Here is a 19,724-nt window from a genome sequence, read left to right on the forward strand (position 1 = left end):
TTTCTATTTAAAAAAATACGATACAAACTTATTAATACCAATGGTTGATAATTAATCCATCGGTCCGGTTTGATCATTTTGATCAAAGGCCTGAAGGGATCTCGCCCTTCTGGAACCCCGGGGGCGGATCCGGAGCTTAGGGCCGCTTGGTGGATTTCTGGCGGACCCGCTTCGGGCCGGTGCCCTTGCGGGGGGCCTGCTTGGCCGCCGGTCGGGGGCCTTCCTTCTTCTTGGGCCTGGGCCGGGCCTTCACCCTGTCCGCCCGCTGGGCCTGGAGGGACTCGTTGCTGCGGGAGGGCTTGAGGCCTTCGCCGGGATCGAGGATGCGGCGCACGGGAGCCATCTCGGCCTCCTCGCCCTCGCCCTTCTGCTTCTTCTGGACGCTGAGGCGGAGGGGCACGCCCGCCAGGCCGAACTGCTCGCGCAGGCGGTTCTCCAGGTAGCGCACGTAGCTGAAGTGCAGGCCCCGGTCCGTGTTGGCCTTCACCACGAAGCTGGGAGGTCGCACGCCCACCTGGGTCATGAAGTAGAGCTTGGGAAGCTTGCCGTCCACCGCGTGGGGGCTCATGGCCGCCACGGATTCGCGCAGGAAGCGGTTCAGTTCGCCCGTGGGGATGCGCCGTGCGTGGGCTTCGGCCAGCTCGTCGATCATGCCGAAGAGTTTGGACACTCGCTGTCCAGTCAAGGCGGAGAGGAAGATCATGGGCGCGTGGTGCAGGAAGCCGAGGCTGCGGCGGAGGTCCTCCTCGGCGCCGTAGATGGTGTGCGTGTCCTTCTCCACCAGGTCCCACTTGTTCACCACGAGGATGACGGCGGCGCCGGCCTCCTGCGCGTAGCCGGCGATGACGGCGTCCTGGTGGGTGGCGCCTTCGACGGCGTCCAGCAGCAGGAGGCTGACATCAGCCCGGGCCATGGCCTGCTTGGCCTTGAGGATGCTGAGCTTCTCGGCGCCCTCGTGGGTCTTGCCCTTCTTGCGGATTCCGGCCGTGTCGATCATCCGGTAGACCTTCCCCTTCACGTGGAAGACCGTGTCCACCGTGTCCCGCGTGGTGCCAGCCACGTCGCTCACCAGGCTGCGCTCATAGCCCAGCAGCCGGTTCGTGAGGGAGGACTTGCCCACGTTGGGGCGGCCGATGAGGGCGAAGCGCAGCTCGTCCGAGAGGTTGTGGATGGCCGCTTCCTCGGGGGTGCGGTGGAAGGGCAGGCGGGCGCGGATGGCCTCAAGCAGCTCGGGCACGCCGGACCCGTGGGCCGCAGAGATGGAGAGCACCGCGTCGAAGCCCAGGCCGTAGAAGCCGGCGTCGGGAGCCCCGCCCTTCATGCCGTCCAGCTTGTTGATGACCAGGAGGATGGGCTTGCCTTGGCGGCGGAGGCGACCCGCGATCTCCTCGTCGCCGGCCGTGAGGCCATCGTGCCCGTCCACCAGAAGGATGGCCACGTGGGCCTCGCCCAGGGCCGCTTCGGCCATGCGGGTGATGCCCTGGGTGATGACATCATCGCCTTCGAAATCCAGACCGCCGGTGTCCACCAGCTCGAAGACCTCCTCGGCCATCCCCTCGTCATCGAGGCAGGTGACGCGACCATAGCTGCGGTCCCTGGTCATGCCCGGCAGGTCGTGGACCAGGGCTGCCCGGCTGCGGGTGAGCCGGTTGAAGAGGGTGGACTTGCCCACGTTGGGACGTCCGCAGAGGGCGACGAGAGGCAGTTTCATATCTGTTCCAAGCCCTCCAGTCTATCGGCCTGGGCCGGAAAAGACAGCGCAGGAATGAGGACGCGTCGTCACTTCCGCCGTAAGCTGGAGTGGATAAATCCGACGAGGTGCGTTCATGAAGAGGATTCTTGCGGTCTTCCTGGTCGTGGCGGGGCTGTTCACCGGAGTCTACTACGTCATGACGGGCCGCCTTCCCTGGGTGGCCCTCTCCCAGGAGGAACAGCAGGTCATCGCCCTGGGCGAGGAGTTCCAGCGGGCGCGGGAGCAGTGGCAGACGGCCGGCCGGACCCAGGCCCTGGGGGTGGATGCGTCCAGCCAGATCGAGGCTCCGCTGGCGACCTTGGATCGCCTCGACCAGGAACTGGCGGACCTGACGCCCCAGCTGAAGTCGACCGAAGCCAAGAACCGGGCCACGATCCTGCGGAGGGAGATCGCGGCGTTCAAGAGCGAGATGCGGTAGAGGGCCCATCGGGTTGGCCGTTCTCCCCCTTCCGCACCGACCCATGAAGTCGCGGGGCTCGACCATTCGACTGAAGCGCAGCGGAAGGAGAATAGGACGGCATGACCGGAGGTCATGGCCGCCCGAAGGGCGAGGGCGGAGCCCGAGTCAGCGGGTCCGCGGCGCCCTTCGGGCTTGCGTCCCCCGGCCTTGCTCTGACAGGGCATCAAGCCCTGTCTCCGCAAGTCCACTCGACGCTGGATCCTGGCCGCGCATGCGCGGCCGGGGCGGGTCCGAGCCCCATCGGCCCCGCCGTTCTCCTCCTCTCGTTTCGACCCACCTAGTCGCGGGGCTCGAACGCGGCTCCGTCGCCCTTCGGGCTAGGATCCGCCGCGTAGCCGGCAGCTACTCCGGCCCTCCACTGGAGAGCCTCCGCTGACGCTGCCGTCTCCGCACTCGCGGGTCCGAGCCCCATCAGCCCCGCCGTTCCCCTCCTCTCGTTTCGACCCACGTAGTCGCGGGGCTCGAACGCGGCTCCGTCGCCCTTCGGGCTAGGATCCGCCGCGTAGCCGGCAGCTACTCCGGCCCTCCACTGGAGGGCCTCCGCTGACGCTGCCGTCTCCGCACTCGCGGGTCCGAGCCCCATCAGCCCCAAACGCGAAAAAGCGCCCGACTGGGCGCTTTTTGGCGGGGCTGACGGGGCTCGAACCCGCGACCTCCGGCGTGACAGGCCGGCACTCTAACCGACTGAGCTACAACCCCTTGCTTTTTCACCAGATGGATCTGGTGGGCGATGACGGGCTCGAACCGCCGACATGCTGCGTGTAAGGCAGCTGCTCTACCGACTGAGCTAATCGCCCGAATCGCCGAACCATGATGCTCACACAGGATGCAGGAAGGGTCAAGGCCAAAGGTCTGCGTTGAGGGTTTCCTCCAGATCTGGTAAGGTTTTCAGACTTCCGTGCCAGGGGTTCCCGGGGACCTTTCGCTGGTGTCGGTGTGACCCTGGCCGATCCCTTCGGCCGTGGCCTTGGGACGTTTCTGGAGGGTGGCCTGTGGCGCTGCTGGAACTGGCGAATCTGACGCTCCGATCACCGGAAGGGGACGGCCCCGTCGCGCGCATCCTGGCCCAGATGCCGGATCCCATGCGCCCGGACCTGCCGGCCATCCTGTTCGTGATCGTCCTGCTCGTGGTGCTCTACATCTACCTCAAGGTGGTGTTCTTCAAGCCCATCACCCAGGTCATGGACGACCGGGAGCGGGACCTGAGCGCCGGCGGAGACGCCAAGGCCGAGGCCGCGGCGCAGCTGGAGGCCCGTCAGAAGGATTATCAGGGCCGCCTGAAGGATCTCCGCGCGCAGGCCTTCGAGCGGCGCAAGGCCCTGGCGGATGCCGCCGGCAAGGACAAGCAGCAGCTGCTTGACGAGGCCCGGGCCAAGGCCCTGGCCGAGCGTCAGGCCGCCGTGGCTTCCCTGAAGGCGCAGCAGGCCGAAGCCAAGCAGAACCTGCTGGCCCAGGTGGACGCCCTGTCCGAGACCATGGCCCAGACCCTCCTGAAGCAGGCCTGAGCATGAAGACCCCGAGCATGAATACCCTGACCCGACTCTCCCTCGCCGCCGCCCTGGTGCTCAGCCCCCTCGGGCTGTCGGCCCAGGCCCAAGACTCCCACACAGCCCCCGCCGCTGAGGCGCACGAGGCGCCTGCGGCCGGCCACGGCGCCCAGCCTGCGGCGCATGAGGCCCAGCCCGCGGAAGGCCATGCGCCCGAAGCCCATGGCGAGGCGGCCGCCGGTCACGAAACGGCCGGTCAGGAAGCGCATGGCGGCGCCCACCACGGCCCGGCCATGAAGCTCTTCGGCAAGGCGTACGGCAACCTGGGCGCCTTCCTCGTCCAGCTGCTGAACTTCGCCATCTACGCCGCGGCCCTCTTCTTCCTGCTGAAGGGCGCCCTGTCCGCCATGTTCAAGTCCCGCAAGGAGGAGCTGGAAACGATGCTCGCCCAGGCGGAGAAGGACAAGGCCGAGAGCGAGGCCCAGATGAAGGAGATGGAGGCCAAGATGGCTGGGCTCGAAGGTGAGCTGGCGGGCATCCTGGCCAAGGCCGAGACCGACGCCGAGGCCGAGAAGCAGCGCGTGCTGGAGGCCGCGAAAGCCGAGGCCGGCCAGATCCTGGCCCAGGCCCAGGCAGAGATCGGCTTCCAGAAGCGGCAGGCCGAGCAGGAACTGCGGGCTCTCGTGGCCGAGCTGGCCGTCGAAGGCGCTGCCAAGCGCCTGGAGGCCAAGCTGGCGGGCCCTGACGCCGCCAAGGCCATCGACCGCGCCATCCAGCAGATCGGCCAGCAGACCGCCCAGCAAACCGGGGGTATCCAGTGAGCAACCGCCTGACCGCCCGGCGCTACGCCAAGGCCCTCCTCCAGATCGGCGACAAGCAGGGCAACGTGCCCCAGCTCCAGCAGGAGCTGGACACCGTGGCCGCCACCGTGGCCGCCAATGCCGACCTCACCCGCCTGGTGGCGTCGCCCCTGGTGCTGCCCACCAGGAAGGCCGAGGTCTTCGAGGCCATTCTCGCCAGCGCCAAGGTGAGCCAGACCCTCCGCCACTTCTTCCGGGTGGTGACCGAGGCCGGCCGCCTGAACCTGCTTCCCGACATCCACCGCACCTTCGCGGAGCTGGTGGACGAGCGGGCCGGCATCGTGGAGGCCCGGGTGTCCAGCGCCCAAGCCCTGAGCGAGGCCCAGTCCAAGGCCCTCGTCGCGTCGCTGGCCGCCCGCACGGGCAAGACCATCCGCCTCTCCTGGCAGCAGGATTCCGCCCTTCTCGGCGGACTGAAGGTCCAGGTGGGCTCCACGGTCCTGGATGCCTCGCTCCAGGGCCAGCTCCGCCAGCTCAAGACGCAGCTTCTCTCGGCCTAGACCGCTCCGGCATCACCCCCTTCGCTTTCACTCGCAGGTTTTGGAGGACTTCATGGACATCCGCGCGGAAGAGATCTCCCGCATCATCCGCAGCCAGATCGAGGGTTTTGACGCCCAGGTGGACGTGGCCGAGGTCGGCACCGTCATCAGCGTCGGTGACGGCATCGCCCGCGCCTACGGCCTCGAGAAGGCCATGGCCGGCGAGCTGCTGGAGCTGCCCCACGGCGTGATGGGCCTCGCCTTCAACCTGGAGGAGGACAACGTCGGCATCATCCTGCTGGGCGATGCGGCCGCCATCAAGGAAGGCGACACGGTCAAGCGCACCGGCAAGATCATGTCCGTGCCCGTGGGCCCCGCTTTCGTGGGCCGAGTCATCGACGCCCTGGGCAACCCCATCGATGGCAAGGGCCCCATCCAGGCGGCCTCCACCAACCCCATCGAGCGGATCGCCCCTGGCATCGTGGACCGCAAGAGCGTGCACGAGCCCATGCAGACGGGCCTCAAGGCCATCGACAGCCTGATCCCCATCGGCCGCGGCCAGCGCGAGTTGATCATCGGCGACCGCCAGACCGGCAAGACTGCCGTGGCTGTGGACACGATCATCAACCAGCGCGACACCGGCGTGACCTGCATCTACGTCGCCATCGGCCAGAAGCGCTCCACCATCGCCCAGGTGGTGAAGACCCTGGAAGAGTACGACGCCATGAAGCACACCATCGTGGTGGCCGCCTCCGCTTCCGAGGCCGCCCCACTGCTCTTCCTGGCCCCCATGACCGGCGCGGCCCTGGGCGAGTACTTCATGTGGCACGGCAAGGACGGCAAGCCGGCCGGCAAGGACAACCCCGGCGGCCACGTGCTCTGCATCTACGACGACCTCTCCAAGCAGGCCGCCGCCTACCGCGAAATCTCCCTGCTGGTGCGCCGCCCTCCCGGACGTGAGGCCTACCCCGGCGACGTGTTCTACCTCCACTCCCGCCTGCTGGAGCGCGCCTGCAAGCTCAGCGACGAGCGCGGCGCCGGCTCCCTGACCGCCCTGCCGGTCATCGAGACCCAGGCCGGTGACGTGTCCGCCTACATCCCCACCAACGTCATCTCCATCACCGACGGCCAGATCTTCCTCGAGAGCGACCTCTTCAACGCGGGCGTCCGCCCGGCCGTGAACGTGGGCATCTCCGTGAGCCGCGTGGGCGGTTCCGCCCAGGTTAAGGCCATGAAGTCCGTGGCCGGCACCATCAAGCTCGATCTGGCCCAGTACCGCGAGCTGGCGGCCTTCGCCCAGTTCGGCTCCGACCTGGACAAGGCCACCCTGGCCCAGCTCAACCGCGGCCAGCGGCTCGTCGAGATCCTGAAGCAGGGCCAGTACCAGCCCATGTCCGTGGAGAAGCAGGTCGTCAGCATCTGGGCCGCCACCAACGGCTACGTGGACGACCTGCCGGTGCCCCAGGTGCGCCGGTTCGAGAGCGAGTTCATGGCCTACCTCGACGTGAACGCCCCGGAGCTGCTCCGTGGCATCCGCGACACCAAGGTGCTGAGCGACGACGCCAAGGGCCAGCTCAAGACCCAGGTGGCGACCTTCAAGGAGACCTTCCTGGCCTCCCTGAACCAGGCCGCGGGAGCCTAGTCCGATGGCCGGTCTCCAGGACATTCGCCGCCGCATCCGGTCGGTGAAGAACACCCAACAGGTCACCAAGGCCATGAAGATGATTTCCGCCGTGAAGCTGCGGAAGTCCCAGGAACGCCTCGTGGCCCTGCGCCCCTACGCCGGGAAGATGATGGACGTCGTCCATCGCGTCGTGGGCCGCATCAAGGGTGATTCCGAGATCCAGCCGGGCCCCGCCGCCCAGGCCTTCCTGGCCCCCCGCGAGGAGAAGCGCATCCGCGTGGTCCTCGTGGCTTCGGACAAGGGCCTCTGCGGCGGCTTCAACGCCAACGTGCTCAAGGCCGCCACCGCCTTCGCCACGGAAACCCAGGCCGAGATCGTGCATCTGGACGTGGTCGGCAAGCGCGCGGCCGAGTGGGCGCGCAAGCGCAAGCTGACCGCCACCGGGGAATACCTGAACATCCCCCTCGCGGGCTTCCAGCGGGTGGTGACGGAGATCTCCGAAGGCGCCGCCACCCAGTATCACGCCGGGGAGATCGACGCGCTCTACGTCATCTACAACTACTTCAACAGCCCCGTGGCGCAGACGCCCACGGTCTTCAAAGTCTTCCCCATGGAGCTGGACCGGCGCACCGAGAGCCGCGAGGCCGCCGAGGTGCCCCACCTCCTCGAGCCTGATCCCAACGCGGTCCTCGAGACGCTGCTGCCCCGCTTCGTGGAGACCGAGCTGCTGCGCAACCTCCTGGAGAGCAGCGCCTCCGAGCACGGCGCCCGCATGGCGGCCATGGACAAGGCCAGCAACAACGCCGGCGAGATGATCGCCAAGCTGACGCTGACCATGAACAAGATCCGCCAGGCCAGCATCACCAACCAGATCATCGAGATCGTGTCCGGAGCAAATGCTTGAAACCGCGAATTTCGCGAATGTTCGCGAATGGAACGGCTCCTTGAATCACCCGCCTTGTTTTCACGTTTCTCTTCGCACCCATTAGCGTCATTCGCGGTTACTTCTTTTTCGAGGTCCCCATGTCAACCAACCTTCAAGGCCGCGTGATCGCCATCGTCGGTCCCGCCGTGGACGTCGAGTTCGACGCCCACCTGCCCGAGATCATGAACGCCCTGCACACCGAGATCGCCGGCGTCACGGTGACGCTGGAGGTGCAGCAGCACCTCGGCGAGAACCGCGTACGCTGCGTCTCCATGCAGCCCACGGAAGGCATGATCCGCGGCCAGATCGTGACCGACACCGGCAAGGCCATCAACGTGCCCGTGGGTCCTGAGACCCTGGGCCGCATCATCAACGTGGTGGGCGACCCCGTGGACGAGCGCGGCCCCATCGGCCACAAGATGACCCTGCCCATCCACCGCGAAGCCCCCAAGTACGAAGACCTGAACACCTCCTCCGAGATGTTCGAGACGGGCATCAAGGTCATCGACCTGCTGGAACCCTACGCGAAGGGCGGCAAGACGGGCCTCTTCGGCGGCGCCGGCGTGGGCAAGACCGTGCTCATCATGGAGCTCATCAACAACATCGCCAAGGGCCACGGCGGCTACTCCGTGTTCGCCGGCGTGGGCGAGCGCACCCGCGAGGGCAACGATCTCTGGCACGAGATGATGGATTCCGGCGTCATCAACAAGGACGACATCTCGAAGAGCAAGGTGGCGCTCATCTACGGCCAGATGACCGAACCCCCCGGAGCCCGTGCCCGCGTGGCGCTGACCGGCCTCACCGTCGCCGAGTACTTCCGGGACGTGGAAGGCAAGGACGTGCTGCTCTTCGTGGACAACATCTTCCGCTTCACCCAGGCCGGCGCCGAAGTGTCCGCGCTGCTGGGCCGCATGCCCTCCGCCGTGGGCTACCAGCCCACGCTGGCCACGGAGATGGGCGAGCTCCAGGAGCGCATCACCTCCACGAAGAAGGGCTCCATCACCTCCGTGCAGGCCGTGTACGTGCCCGCGGACGACTACACGGATCCCGCGCCCGCCACCACCTTCGCCCACCTGGACGCCACCACGAACCTGAGCCGCGAGATCGCGGCCCTGGGCATCTACCCCGCCGTGGATCCCCTGGCTTCCACCAGCCGCCTGCTGGATCCCCGCATCCTGGGCGAGGCCCACTACAACACCGCCATGCGCGTGAAGGCGATCCTGCAGAAGTACAAGGAGCTGCAGGACATCATCGCCATCCTGGGCATGGACGAACTCTCCGATGACGACAAGCTCGTCGTGGCCCGCGCCCGCAAGATCCAGCGCTTCCTCAGCCAGCCCTTCCACGTGGCCGAACAGTTCACGGGCATGCAGGGCAAGTACGTGAAGCTCGAGGACAGCATCAAGGGCTTCAGCGAGATCTGCGACGGCAAGTGGGACCACCTGCCCGAGCAGGCCTTCTACCTCGTCGGCACCATCGAGGAAGCCGTCGAGAAGGCTGAGAAATTGGCGGCGGTTTAACCACCCAGCCAGGTTGAAAAGTCATGGAACGGTACGCCGAGGCATCCACCTTTGATGTCTCGGCAATCCGCGAAGCGGATTCCGAGAAGATGGCCACGGATCCCGAGAGGCAATCATGTCCCAATCCATCAAGCTTGAAGTCGTGACCCCGGAACGTCCCGTCTTTTCGGCCGACGTGGCGGAGGTTCAGTTCCCCACGGCCACCCGCGGCTACTACGGCATCCTGCCGGGCCACACGCCCCTGATGACCGCTGTGGGCGACGGCCTGCTCTACTACGTGCAGGATGGCCAGAAGCACTGGCTGACGGTGTTCGGGGGCTTCGCGGAAGTCGGCCCCGATCGCGTCACGATCCTGGCCCGCGAAAGCGAGACGGTGGACATGATCGATCTGGAGCGCGTCGAGGCGGACCGCCAGCACGCACTGAAGCTCCTCAAGGAGGCCCAGACCGAGCATGACCTGGCCTCCGCCCAGGCCGCCCTCGACGCCAGCCTCATCCGCCTCCAGGCCGCGGGCCACCCGGCCGGCCACGGATTCTGATCGGCTGCTCTCCCGCCGACGTCTTCACCCGTTCTCATGGACCCGCTGCCCGGGGCCGATGAGGGCGGGTGAAGTCTTCCTGTCGGAGCCGCCTTGCCGGATCTTCTGCCCATCCTCGACCCACGTCCTCTCCACGCCCTCCTGGAGATGGGGGCGGAACCGGGCTTGGTGACGGAGCTGATCGGCCTGCTGGAGGCGGATGTCCCCGCGCGGATGGCCGCCCTGCGGCAGGCACTGGAGCGCGAGGACGGCGACGCCGCGATACCGGAGGCCCACCAGCTGAAGGGGGCCCTGGGGACCATGGGGCTCCAGCGCTTCGCCGACCTGGGCCACCGGATGGAGGAGCACCTCCGCGCCGGCGAGTGGGAAGCCGCGCGCCACCTCCTGGAGGCGTTCCCCGCCGCCTATGGGGAAGCCCTGGCCGCGATCCGGGCGGCCTTTCCGGAGGCCTGACCGTCCCCTACCAGACCAGCCGTTCGTCCTGGGCCAGCAGGCTGACCCGGCGGTCGCCCAGGGCCTGGATCTGGGGCAGCATGGTGGCCTTGTCACCGGGGGTGAGGTGGTAGATCCTCACGGGCACGTCCCGGGTGAGCTTCCGGAGCTCGGTTCCGAGCATGGCGGGGGTCAGGTGCTTGGAGGCCTCGGCGAGCCCGGCCTGTTCGTTGGGGAAGCTGGCTTCCGTGATGACCAGGCGCAGGTTGGGCGTGGCGTTGGCTTCCGCCCAGATGCGATCCGTTCCCGCGGTGTCGCTGGTGAAGATGAAGGCGTCCTTCCCGTCGTCGACCTTGTAGCCGACGCAGGGAACCAGGTGGTTCACGCGGATGGGCGTGATGGCGAGGCCGCAGACGCGGTAGGTGTGCTCGGGTTCGATCTCCGTGTAGCGGATGGTGGGATCGTTGGGGCTGGGGATCACGCTGAAGTCGGGCCACAGCTCGTCGTTGAAGAGGTGGCGCCGGAGCACGTCGAGGGTCTCGGGCAGGGCATGGATCTCCACGGCCTCGTGGGTGTGCCCGAAGATGTTCTTGGTGAAGAAGGGCAGGGTGCAGATGTGGTCCAGGTGCGAGTGGCTGAGGAACACATGCTGGATGGCCACCTGCTCAGCGACCGTGAGAGCCGCCGTCAGCGAGCCGGCATCGATGGCCACGCAGCCGTTGACGAGCAGGCCCGTGAGGCGCTCGCCCTCGACTTCTCCGCCGCTGCAGCCCAGGACTCTGAGTTCCATCGTTCCTCGGTGTAAGTGGACTCATCATACGAAAAAGGAGCGCCGGAGGCGCCCCTTTTTCGTCACGGGGACCGACCGCTAGAAGCGGATGCCGCCGTAGATGCCGATCTGCACCTGCGGAGCGAGGGCCTCGCTCAGATCCTTGTAGGTGGCCGTGGTGTCCTTCTTGGTGAGGGGCGCGGCCACTTCGAGGGTGAAGAAGGGGCTCACGAGGGGGGTCGGGATGCTGAAGCCGACGTTCACGCGGGCCCAGGGGCGGCCCAGGGTGCTGTCCGTGCTGGCGCCCGCGGTGGGGCGGAAGGTGAGGCTCTCGGAGCGGTATTCCACGCCGGCGCCCACGTTCACCAGGAGCTTCCAGTTCACCATGGCGCCCACGGCCCAGTACTGGTTCTCCAGCTCGCCATACTTGGTGCCGCCGTAGGTGAGGTCGCCGGTGGTCTTGTTGTGCCAGGTGGCGTTCAGTTGGAGGGCGGCCACCTTCAAGTCCACGACGTCGAAGCCGCCGCGGATGGCGAAGCCCGTGGGGCTCACGGCATCGTACTTCTGGCCCGTGCCGAAGGAAGCGGCCTGGGCCTTGCCCACCTGCTTGTCCAGCAGCACGCCGACCTCGCCGGCGGAGGCCGGGAGGGCGGTCATGGCGGCGAGCGCCGCGAGTGAAAGCAGTTGCCTGCGCATAGAGTCCCCCAATCCGGCAGATATGGCATCATCGGGCCTCCGGAGGCTGTGGTCAACCTCCGCCGGTCCCGCCATCTTGTTAACCTCAGGTCATGCGGGCCCACCTTCGCTTCCTGATCCTGGACGGCTTCGACCCCGATACGGGCGAACTCGCCCTGCGGGTGGCCTTCCAGGCGGGGCCGGAGCCGGGCATGGACCTGATCCGCCTCCATCTGCACCTCGGAAGGGCCGGCAACGCGCTGGACCCCCTGAGCCGCCAGCTCCGGACGCACGTGCAGATGCCGGTGCCGCCCCTCTGGGAACACGGCCTCAAGACCGTCATCCACGCCATCGAGGAGGAGCTGCCCGGCCCCGAGGGGCGCAACCCCCTGCGCTACCTGTGGGTCAGGACCCAGCTGCTCCACCCGGCCGAGGCGGCGCGTTCCACGCCGAACCATCCCGTGGCCCGCCAGGTGGAGATCCTGCGGGACTGGGCGAACCGCCTGGACCAGGAGGGCCAGGCCCTCCGGGCCGCCGAAGTTCTGGATCGCCTGCTGCTCCTCGCGCCCAAGGATGTCGCCAGCCTCGCCTACCTGACCACCTTCTTCCGGGACCAGGGCATGGCCGAGGAGATGGCCGCCGTCGCCGAGCGGTGGGTCAAGGCCGAGCCCGGGCGCCTGGAGGCGCAGCTGCGCCTGGGCGAGGCGCACCTGCGCCTGGGTCGCGCGCGGGAGGCCCGGGCGGCCTTCGAGGCTGTCCTGAAGGCCCAGCCGGTCCACCTGCTGGGCCACCTCGGCATGGCCCAGGCCCTGGGGATGCTGGGGGGAAACCCGTTTCCGCACCTGGACGCGGCTCAGGAGTTGGATCCCGCCGCCACGGCTTCGGTGCTGCGGGAGACCTTCGACTACCGGCTGCTGGAGCCCCCGGCCGGCGACCGGGTCCATCCTCTGGACGCGCTGCCGCCCCTCCTCGGCGTCTCCGGCGCCGAGATCCAGGACTTCCTCCAGTTCCTGGGCCTGCCCCTCACGGGGCCCGAGGGCACCGTGCGCGAATCAGAGCTGGCCCGGTGGGTGGGCGTGATGAACCGCTACGCCCTGCTGCCCGGAGGCCTCAACTGGTCGGCCCCCACCCCCCGGCGGCTGCCGGATCTGGTATAGGAGCTGACGGCTATCAGCTGTCAGCGATCAGTGACGGACCGGTGACGGCCGGCCGCTAGGATGGATGTTTCGACTCTGGAGGCTTCATGGCCGTCGTGTTGAGCACCGATCTTCCCTTCCCCGTGTTCCGCCGGGGCAAGGTCCGGGATGTGTATGACCTGGGCAAGCAGCTGCTCATCGTGGCCACGGACCGCATCAGCGCCTTCGACTGCGTGATGCCCGAGGGCATCCCGGACAAGGGGCGCATCCTCACGGCGGTGGCGGCCTACTGGTTCGAGGCCACCGAGGATCTGGTGCCCAACCACTTCCGCGGCAATCCCGCGTGGCCGGCGGCGCTGGAACCCTACCGCGAGGCCCTGGCCGGCCGCGCCGTGGTGGTGGAGAAGACCCGGCCCATGCCGGTGGAGTGCGTGGTGCGCGGCTACCTGGCGGGCAGCGGCTGGAAGGAATACCAGAGCGGCCAGTCCGTCTGCGGCGTGCCGCTGCCGGCGGGCCTGCGCCTGGCGGATCGCCTGCCCGAGCCCATCTTCACGCCCGCCACCAAGGAGGAGGAGGGGCACGACGAGAACATCAGCTTCGAGCGCATGGCCGAGATCGTGGGCGCGGATCTGGCGGGGCGGCTGCGGGACCTGAGCCTGGCCCTCTACCGGCGCGGCGCGGAGCTGGCGGCCCAGAAGGGCATCCTGCTGGCGGACACGAAATTCGAGTTCGGCCTCAGCGACGCCGGCGAGCTGATCCTCATTGATGAGGCCCTCACCCCGGACAGCAGCCGCTACTGGCTGGCGGACAGCTGGGCGCCGGGGAAGAATCCCCCGAGCCTGGACAAGCAGTTCCTCCGCGACTACCTGGAGACGCTCCCGGGCTGGGACAAGCAGCCGCCGGCACCGCATCTGCCGGAGGCCATCATCGAAGGGATCCGGGCCCGGTACCTGGACCTGGCCGGACGGTTCGGCGTGCAGGTCTGATCAGGGGCCGACGGGGCCGGCGAGGACTCCGGTCCGGATGCGGGCCGGGTCCAGCCACCGGCGGAGCCCTTGGTTCAGGGTCTCCAACGTGAGCGCATTCACGCGCGTGGGGGAGACCGACCGCCCCCGCGCTTCGGCCAGGGCTTCGCGGACCTGGGCTTCCGGGTGGAGGGTGATGAGGGCGCGGCTTTCGGACCAGGCGGCCTGAGCGCGGCGGAGGTCCGTCTCGGTGAAGCCGCGCTGACGGATGGCCTGGAGGCGCTCCACCATCGAAGTTTCAGCGCTGGAGGCGGATCCGGAGGGATCCGCCTCCAGCTCGCCCACCAGATCCAGACCCTCCAATCGGAGCTGCGCGGGAGCCAGGGCCGGGTCTCCGGGGAGCAGCAGAGCGAGAAGCGCCGCCGATTCAGGATCCAGGTCCTCCGGCTGGGCCGCCACGGCCATGGCCAGGAGAGCGGGTCGAGGGCTCCGGACCAGGATCCGGGGGGCCTGCGGGGTCGCGGGAGCCGGGGCCGATGCGGCGGCGGGTGCCGAGGCGGCGGCGGGTTGGACGGTAGCCTGGGCGGCGGCCTCGGTGGTGGCGGGAACCGGGGGCTGCGCCTGGACGGTCCAGGTGCCGAAGCTGAGGAGCACGAGGCGCTTGGCCTGCTCCAGGCCGAGGTCGCCCTGGAGGACCAGCACCGCCCGGTCGGGTCTCAGCGCGCGGGCATAGAAGGCCAGCAGGTCCGGGTGGTTGATGGCGGACAGGTGGTCGAGTGTGGGGATCTGGAGGGTCGGGTCCGGCTCCAGCAGCAGGCGCAGCTTGGCCCGGGGCGTGGCCTCCAGGCGCTCCGTCTCGCGCCAGCTGGCGAGGCGGTCGGTCTCGAGCGTGAGGGAGGTGGCCACCGAGCGGAAGGCGCGATCCGCCAGCAGGCCCAGGGCCAGATCCTGATCCCGGCTCCGGGCCAGGAGGCTCCAGGATAGGCCGTCCGTCCGGAGGGCGGGAACCAGCTCGATGCCGGCCCCGGCCAGGAGCTGCTCGAACTCGTCGAGGCTGAAGGCGCCGGCGTCCGAATGCCCCAGGACACGCAGGGCCAGGGCCGCCAGGCCCGGGTGGACCGTCTCCAGGTCGCGGCTCAGGAGCACGTTCAGGCGGGCCCGGACCAGGGGGCGCTCGTGATCCTCCAGGAGGACCACCCGCATTCCGTTGGGCAGGCTGAAGGCCTGGGGCCGGATCGAGGTCTGGGCCTGCCCTGGGAGGGTGAGGATGATCGCGGCCAGGGCCGCCAGGGGTCTCATCGCTTCTCCGGTGTGAGCTGGGCTTCCAGGAGCTTGAGGGTCCGGCGGCGCTCGTCGAGGCTGAGCATGCGGAGCTGGCGGAGCCCCTCCGAGACCAGGCGCTCCCGCTGGGCCAGATCCTCGATGCGGGTGGCCGCGAGGGCCTTCAGCACCCGCGCTGTCTCTGCCTCCAGGGGATCCTGGCTCTCGTCCGTGCCCGACTGCAGCCAGAGGGTCGTCCGATGGCTCGGGTTCAGCCAGGTCCGAGTGGCCAGCTGGACGGCCTCCGGCCCCAGGTTCCGCAGGCGCTGGACCTCCTGTTCCGCCTGCCGCCAGTCCCCAGCCTCCGCCCAGGCTCGAGCCAGGGTCGAGGCGAGGGCTCCGGGCTCATCCTGGATCCGGAGCTGCTCCACGTCGATCTGGGTCAAGGCGCGCTGCCACTCGTCCGTGGGGATGGGCTCCTGCTGGAGCCGCAGGATCTCCGTGTGCAGGGCGCCTTCCAACTCCGCGAGGCTGTGGCCTTCCGACGGCACGGCGCGGACCACCAGCAGGCCGGGCAGGCGGCCTCCCGGGACATCCATCCACACATCGGCGGACTGGGCCACGGCCTTTTGGCGCACCAGCCGCTGGGCCAGGCGGCCCGAGGGGCCCTCCAGGAGGCGGGCGGCCATGCGCAGGGCCAGGTGGTCCCGGTGCGGGCGCGCCGGGATGCGCCAGCTCACCAGCAGGGCGGGGGTCCCGCCCAGGCTCGCCTGAATGCGCCGGTCGCCGAGGTCTGCCGGGATTTCCGGCAGGAGGGGGTCCTCCGTCGAGGCGCTGGCCGCGCCGGCGGGCAGCGCCCCGAAGGTCCGCTCCACGAGGGGCAGGGCCGCGTCCATGCTGAGGCCGCCCACCAGCACCACCGTGAGCTGGTCCGGTCGGCAGGCGCGGCGGGCCCAGGTCTGGAGGTCCGAGCGGCGCATGGCCTCCAGGGCGGGGAGGTGGTCCGCCAGGTCGCGGCCGTACGGGTGGCCGGGCAGGGCGGCGCCCTGGATCATCGGCAGGCCCTGGGGGCCCCGGGACCGCAGTTCCGTCGCCAGGGCGGCGCGGGCTTCGGAGAACCGGCTGAGTTGGAGGACGTTCAGCCGCTGGACCTCCGTGCGGCACCAGAACTCGAAGTCCGAGGCGGGCAGTTCGGTCTGGACCAGCAGCGCATCGGCGCCGGCGGTGGCCGTCTGGCGCCCGCCGCGGGCCGCGTAGAGGTCCGCCAGGGGCGAGGTGGAATAGCGGGCCCGCACGGCCTGGTGCAGGGTCCAGAGGCTGGCTCCCAGGGCCTGCGCCTGGTTCGCGGACTCGGGCGCCTTCCGCTGGCGGAGCCGCTCCAGCCGCAGAGCCTCCAGCAGGCCCTCCTCCTCCTTGAGCAGGGCGTCGAGCGAGCCGTTCCCCTTGGCCGGGTCCAGATCCTCGGGCCAGGTGGCGCCGTAGAGGGCCCGGGCCAGCAGGTCGGTGGCGCCGGCCAGCGGCGGGGGTTCCTCCGCCCGGCCGCCCCGGAAGACCAGGGCCGCATGGAAGGCGGTCACGGCCCGCCGCTCCACCACCAGGAGCCGGACGCCGTTCGCCAGACGCCGCTCCTGCACATCCTCCGTGTGGGAGTCGAGGAGGGGCGCCTGGGCGCTCAGACCGAGGACGGCAAGAAGGGGCAGGACCAGGCGTCGCATGGTCCGTAGGGTACTACTTCACCCGGATGCTGCCGTTGGTGGTTTCAAGCCGGATCTGCTGCGTCCGGCCGGGCACCTTCACATGGGCGCTGTGCTTGGTGATCTCGATGACCTGCGCGCCCGGGACCTTGACGTCCATGGAGCCGTTGCTGTTCTCGGCCATCAGCTCGCCCGTGGCCTTGCCCAGCTCCACCTCGATGCTGCCGTTGGTGGATTCCAGGTAGATGCCTTCGCCCCAGCCGTCCAGGTTCCGGGCCCGGACGCTGCCGTTGGTGGTTTCCAGGCGGATGCCGCCGGCCACGTCCTCGAGGGTGATGCGTCCGTTGGTGGTGCCGCCCTTGATCCGGGCCGCCAGGTTCCGGGCCTCGATGGGGCCGTTGGTGGTGTCCGCCTGGACCTCGCCCCGCACGTCCGAGACCAGGATGGCGCCGTTGGTGGCCTCGCAGCGGGCGTAGCCCTCGAGGTGCTCCACGGCCACGGTGCCGTTGGTGGTGCGGAAATAGCCCAGGACCCGACGGGGCACCTGAAGCGTCATTTCGCAGCGGGGGCTGATGTAGACGCCGAAGCTCCAGGAGGGCTGCTGGAACATCGCCTCGATGTCCAGGTCCGATCCCTTGCGCTGGAGCACCAACTCCACCCGGCGCTTCTCGCTGTCGCGGATCTGGGCGGTGAGGGCGACCTCCTCCTTGTCCCAGCCGGTCACCCGGATGCCGCCGTTCCGGTTCTTCACCCAGAGCTTCGACCCGTAGGCGAGCTGCTCTGTGCGCTGCTCCGTGCGCGAGCCTGAGGGCACGTCCACCCCGATCATCGGGGCCGGGGGCGCCGGCGGGGGGGGCGGGGGCGGCGGCGGGGGAGCCTGGGCCAGCAGGGCGCTCCCGACCAGGAACAGGGGGATCCAACGGCTGGAGACGGTCATGGTGGCTTCCGTGGAGGAAAGAACCAGGGCGGGCCTGGATGTGAAGTTCACGGTAATGTCTCGGGGGCGTTTAGTCATCAGGGCTTGTCCGGGTCCCGACCGGGGCGGCCGGACCTCAGCTTTTCCTGGGGGCGGGCCCCAGGGTGGACCCCTCGACGATCTTCACCGGGACCACCACGTGCCGGACGGCGTCGCGCTCGATGGCCCCGAGGGCCAGCGCGACAGCTTCGTGGGCGATGGCGGGAATGTCCTGGGCCACGGAGGCGAGCCCGGGATAGAGGTCCACCAGGCCGTCAAAGCCCAGCACGGAGACCTGTTCGGGGACGGCCACGGACAGGTCGGCCAGGGCGCCGAGGGCCCCCACGGCCATCTCGTCTGTCGCGCAAAAGATGCCTGTCGGACGGTGGCCCTGCTGCCAGGCGTCCCGCATGAGCCGGTAGCCGCCCAGCACCGAGCCCCCGCCACGCAGGATGACGGGGGCCAGGGACTGGCCGCCGTGCTCGGCCAGGGCGGCGGTGAAGCCGGCGGCGCGGTCCACGGCCCACTGGTGCTCATCGGCCACCGTGAGGTGCAGCAGGTCGCGGTGGCCCAGCGCGAGCAGGCGCATGGCGGCGAGGCGGCCGCCGCCGATGTCGTCGGGCGCCACGCAGGACACGCCCGGGTGGTGGCCGATGAGCGCGCCCGGGACCCCGCGCCGCCAGAGGGTCGCCAACCGCTGGTCGATGTCGGCGCAATGGAACATCAGCACCGCATCCAGCCGCCGCCGCACGGGGGTGATGTCCACCGGAAGCTCGATGAACTGGGTGGCGTGCATCTGCATCTCCCGCAGCAGGGCGCGCCAGATCACGCTGAAGTAGGGCGACAGCCGGTTCTCGCCGGCGCCCACCCAGATGCCGAGGGTGTGCTTGCTGCGCCGCGACAGCTCCCGGGCCACGGGGTCCGGCTCGTAGCCGAGCTTCTTCATCACGGCGAGGACGGTTTCCCGCGTTTCAGCGGCCACGGTGGGCTTGCCGTTGATGACACGGCTCACCGTGCCCGTGGACACGCCAGCCTGGCGGGCGATCTCACCGATGGTGATCTTCATTGGGGGCCGCCAGGGAAGGAGCGCGGGAGAGGGAAGGGACCACCCATGAATAGCGTTCGGTCATCCGGGCGTCAATCCAGGCAGTCCAGGGCGCGGGCCGCGCCGTAGAGGCTCAGGTCGTAGTCCCGGGTGATGAAGACCGGCGTTTCCCGGGCGAGGGTGTCGATGTGCGGGCGGTAGTTCCGCTCGAACCGGGCCATGAAGCGCCCACCCTCCATGAAGCGGTCCGAGTTCTTGGCGGCGATGCCCCCGGCGAGGAAGAGTCCCCCGGTGGGCAGGAACGCGGCGCAGAGCTCGGCGCAGACCCGGGCGTAGAGGTCCACGAACATCGCCATGGTGCGGGCGCAGGCCGGATCCCAGCCGGCACGGGCGGAGATGGCGGCGGGCTGGTCCGCGGCGGGAAGGTCCAGGAGGGCGGTGGCTCCAGCCGTCCCATGCGCGCGGCCCGAGTCGAGGAGGAAGCGGAGGATGCGCGTCAGGCCCTGCCCTGAGACGGCCAGCTCGGCGCCCGGCGGGCCGGGCAGGCCTTCAGCCAGGTGCCTCCAGAGGGCCAGGGAGTCCTCGTCGAACACTGGCAGGCCGATGTGCCCCCCTTCGCTGGGGTAGGCCCGCGGGCCCTGGGGCGTGCGGATGATGAAGCCCGCACCGAGGCCCGTGCCGGCGCCCACCACCAGGGCGAGGCCCTTGGGATCCGCCATTGGGAGGCTGCCGTCGCCGTGGGGAAGCGGGAGGACCTGGCCGGCGTCCGAGAGGTTCAGCTCGAGCACGCCGCAGGACAGGGCCGTGAAGTCGTTGATCAGGCGGACCGGGATGCCCAGCGCCTGCTCCAGCTCGGCGCCGTCCATGTCCCAGGGGGCGTTGGTGAGGCGGATGCGGCGATCGAGAACCGGGCCGGCGCCGGACAGGCAGGCCCGGACCGGCCGATCGGCCGGAGCGGCGGCGAGGAACCGCCGGATAGGACCGAGAAGGGACGGCTCCTCCTGGGTGCTGAAGCGTTCCTTGCGGTGGAGGCGATAGCCGGAGTCACCGGGCGCCAGCAGGGCCAGGCTCAGGTTGGTGCCCCCCACGTCCGCCACCAGAATGAGGTTGTCAACGGTTGCATTCACTGGATATCACCTCAGCAGAT

The 19,724-nt window shown here is 69.2% G+C and carries 19 protein-coding genes and 2 tRNA genes; 11 read left to right on the forward strand and 10 right to left on the reverse strand.

The features are described 5' to 3' along the window. Positions 1-136: 136 nt before the first annotated feature. Positions 137-1,711: a ribosome biogenesis GTPase Der gene (gene der / locus ML539_RS00455; RefSeq protein WP_243319599.1), complete on the reverse strand. Its 1,575-nt coding sequence runs from the start codon at positions 1,709-1,711 to the stop codon at positions 137-139. A gap of 115 nt (positions 1,712-1,826) precedes the next feature. Here der and ML539_RS00460 point away from each other — a divergent pair, with 115 nt between their 5' ends. Continuing rightward, complete coding sequence (locus tag ML539_RS00460) at positions 1,827-2,171, forward strand: hypothetical protein (protein WP_243319601.1); 345 nt, start codon at positions 1,827-1,829, stop codon at positions 2,169-2,171. A gap of 664 nt (positions 2,172-2,835) precedes the next feature. Here the strand turns inward: ML539_RS00460 and ML539_RS00465 are convergent. After that, positions 2,836-2,912 (reverse strand) — tRNA-Asp (locus ML539_RS00465). 22 nt (positions 2,913-2,934) lie between these two features. Beyond that, positions 2,935-3,010 (reverse strand) — tRNA-Val (locus ML539_RS00470). Positions 3,011-3,205: 195 nt separating this feature from the next. On the opposite strand from ML539_RS00470, the gene ML539_RS00475 reads away from it, so the two are divergent. The 8 genes from ML539_RS00475 (at position 3,206) to ML539_RS00510 (ending at position 10,099) form a co-directional block, all read left to right on the forward strand. Then, complete coding sequence (locus tag ML539_RS00475) at positions 3,206-3,718, forward strand: hypothetical protein (protein WP_243317598.1); 513 nt, start codon at positions 3,206-3,208, stop codon at positions 3,716-3,718. 17 nt (positions 3,719-3,735) lie between these two features. Continuing rightward, positions 3,736-4,521 (forward strand): ATP synthase F0 subunit B, encoded by a 786-nt coding sequence (locus ML539_RS00480; protein ID WP_243319602.1) that lies wholly within the window; start codon positions 3,736-3,738, stop codon positions 4,519-4,521. Continuing rightward, complete coding sequence (atpH, locus tag ML539_RS00485) at positions 4,518-5,060, forward strand: ATP synthase F1 subunit delta (RefSeq protein ID WP_243319604.1); 543 nt, start codon at positions 4,518-4,520, stop codon at positions 5,058-5,060. Before ML539_RS00480 ends, atpH begins: the two co-directional genes overlap by 4 nt. 52 nt (positions 5,061-5,112) lie before the next feature. Continuing rightward, positions 5,113-6,681 (forward strand): F0F1 ATP synthase subunit alpha, encoded by a 1,569-nt coding sequence (gene atpA, locus ML539_RS00490; RefSeq protein ID WP_243319606.1) that lies wholly within the window; start codon positions 5,113-5,115, stop codon positions 6,679-6,681. A 4-nt stretch (positions 6,682-6,685) separates the two neighbouring features. Continuing rightward, positions 6,686-7,567 carry an ATP synthase F1 subunit gamma gene (atpG, locus tag ML539_RS00495; protein ID WP_243319608.1) on the forward strand — a complete coding sequence of 294 codons (882 nt, stop codon included), beginning with the start codon at positions 6,686-6,688 and terminating at the stop codon, positions 7,565-7,567. A 119-nt stretch (positions 7,568-7,686) separates the two neighbouring features. After that, positions 7,687-9,108, forward strand: a complete 1,422-nt coding sequence (gene atpD / locus ML539_RS00500; protein WP_243319610.1) for a F0F1 ATP synthase subunit beta — start codon at positions 7,687-7,689, stop codon at positions 9,106-9,108. A 115-nt stretch (positions 9,109-9,223) separates the two neighbouring features. Further along, positions 9,224-9,646 (forward strand): ATP synthase F1 subunit epsilon, encoded by a 423-nt coding sequence (gene atpC / locus ML539_RS00505; protein WP_243319612.1) that lies wholly within the window; start codon positions 9,224-9,226, stop codon positions 9,644-9,646. 93 nt (positions 9,647-9,739) lie between these two features. After that, entirely contained in the window at positions 9,740-10,099 is a 360-nt protein-coding gene (locus ML539_RS00510; protein ID WP_243319614.1) for an Hpt domain-containing protein, read from the forward strand. 7 nt (positions 10,100-10,106) lie between these two features. On the opposite strand, the gene ML539_RS00515 is transcribed toward ML539_RS00510, so the two are convergent. Together ML539_RS00515 and ML539_RS00520 are read right to left on the reverse strand one after the other, a co-directional pair. Then, positions 10,107-10,868, reverse strand: coding sequence for a 3',5'-cyclic-nucleotide phosphodiesterase (locus tag ML539_RS00515; protein WP_243319616.1), 762 nt, complete (start codon positions 10,866-10,868; stop codon positions 10,107-10,109). Between the two features lie 78 nt (positions 10,869-10,946). Then, a complete protein-coding gene (locus tag ML539_RS00520; RefSeq protein WP_243319618.1) occupies positions 10,947-11,543 on the reverse strand; it encodes a hypothetical protein in 597 nt (198 codons plus the stop codon). Between the two features lie 92 nt (positions 11,544-11,635). Here ML539_RS00520 and ML539_RS00525 point away from each other — a divergent pair, with 92 nt between their 5' ends. Both ML539_RS00525 and ML539_RS00530 read left to right on the forward strand, forming a co-directional pair. Continuing rightward, positions 11,636-12,679, forward strand: a complete 1,044-nt coding sequence (locus ML539_RS00525) for a hypothetical protein (protein ID WP_243319619.1) — start codon at positions 11,636-11,638, stop codon at positions 12,677-12,679. An 86-nt stretch (positions 12,680-12,765) separates the two neighbouring features. Further along, the gene (locus ML539_RS00530; RefSeq protein ID WP_243319621.1) at positions 12,766-13,644 is read left to right on the forward strand and encodes a phosphoribosylaminoimidazolesuccinocarboxamide synthase; all 879 of its coding nucleotides are present in this window, start codon (positions 12,766-12,768) and stop codon (positions 13,642-13,644) included. Here the strand turns inward: ML539_RS00530 and ML539_RS00535 are convergent, their stop codons facing one another. From ML539_RS00535 to ML539_RS00555, 5 genes are all read right to left on the reverse strand, one after another. Then, entirely contained in the window at positions 13,645-14,922 is a 1,278-nt protein-coding gene (locus ML539_RS00535; RefSeq protein ID WP_279341411.1) for an insulinase family protein, read from the reverse strand. It abuts the gene before it with no gap. Further along, a complete protein-coding gene (locus ML539_RS00540) occupies positions 14,919-16,598 on the reverse strand; it encodes an insulinase family protein (RefSeq protein ID WP_243319623.1) in 1,680 nt (559 codons plus the stop codon). The genes ML539_RS00535 and ML539_RS00540 overlap by 4 nt, the downstream gene beginning before the upstream one ends. Before the next feature lie 13 nt (positions 16,599-16,611). Then, positions 16,612-17,514, reverse strand: coding sequence for a DUF4097 family beta strand repeat-containing protein (locus ML539_RS00545; RefSeq protein WP_243319625.1), 903 nt, complete (start codon positions 17,512-17,514; stop codon positions 16,612-16,614). A 115-nt stretch (positions 17,515-17,629) separates the two neighbouring features. Continuing rightward, the gene (locus ML539_RS00550; protein ID WP_243319627.1) at positions 17,630-18,598 is read right to left on the reverse strand and encodes a LacI family DNA-binding transcriptional regulator; all 969 of its coding nucleotides are present in this window, start codon (positions 18,596-18,598) and stop codon (positions 17,630-17,632) included. Positions 18,599-18,669: 71 nt separating this feature from the next. Beyond that, positions 18,670-19,704, reverse strand: a complete 1,035-nt coding sequence (locus tag ML539_RS00555; RefSeq protein WP_243319628.1) for a glucokinase — start codon at positions 19,702-19,704, stop codon at positions 18,670-18,672. Between the last annotated feature and the right edge of the window lie 20 nt (positions 19,705-19,724).

Origin of the sequence: Geothrix sp. SG200, from assembly GCF_022808935.1 — a bacterium.
Classification (GTDB): domain Bacteria; phylum Acidobacteriota; class Holophagae; order Holophagales; family Holophagaceae; genus Geothrix; species Geothrix alkalitolerans.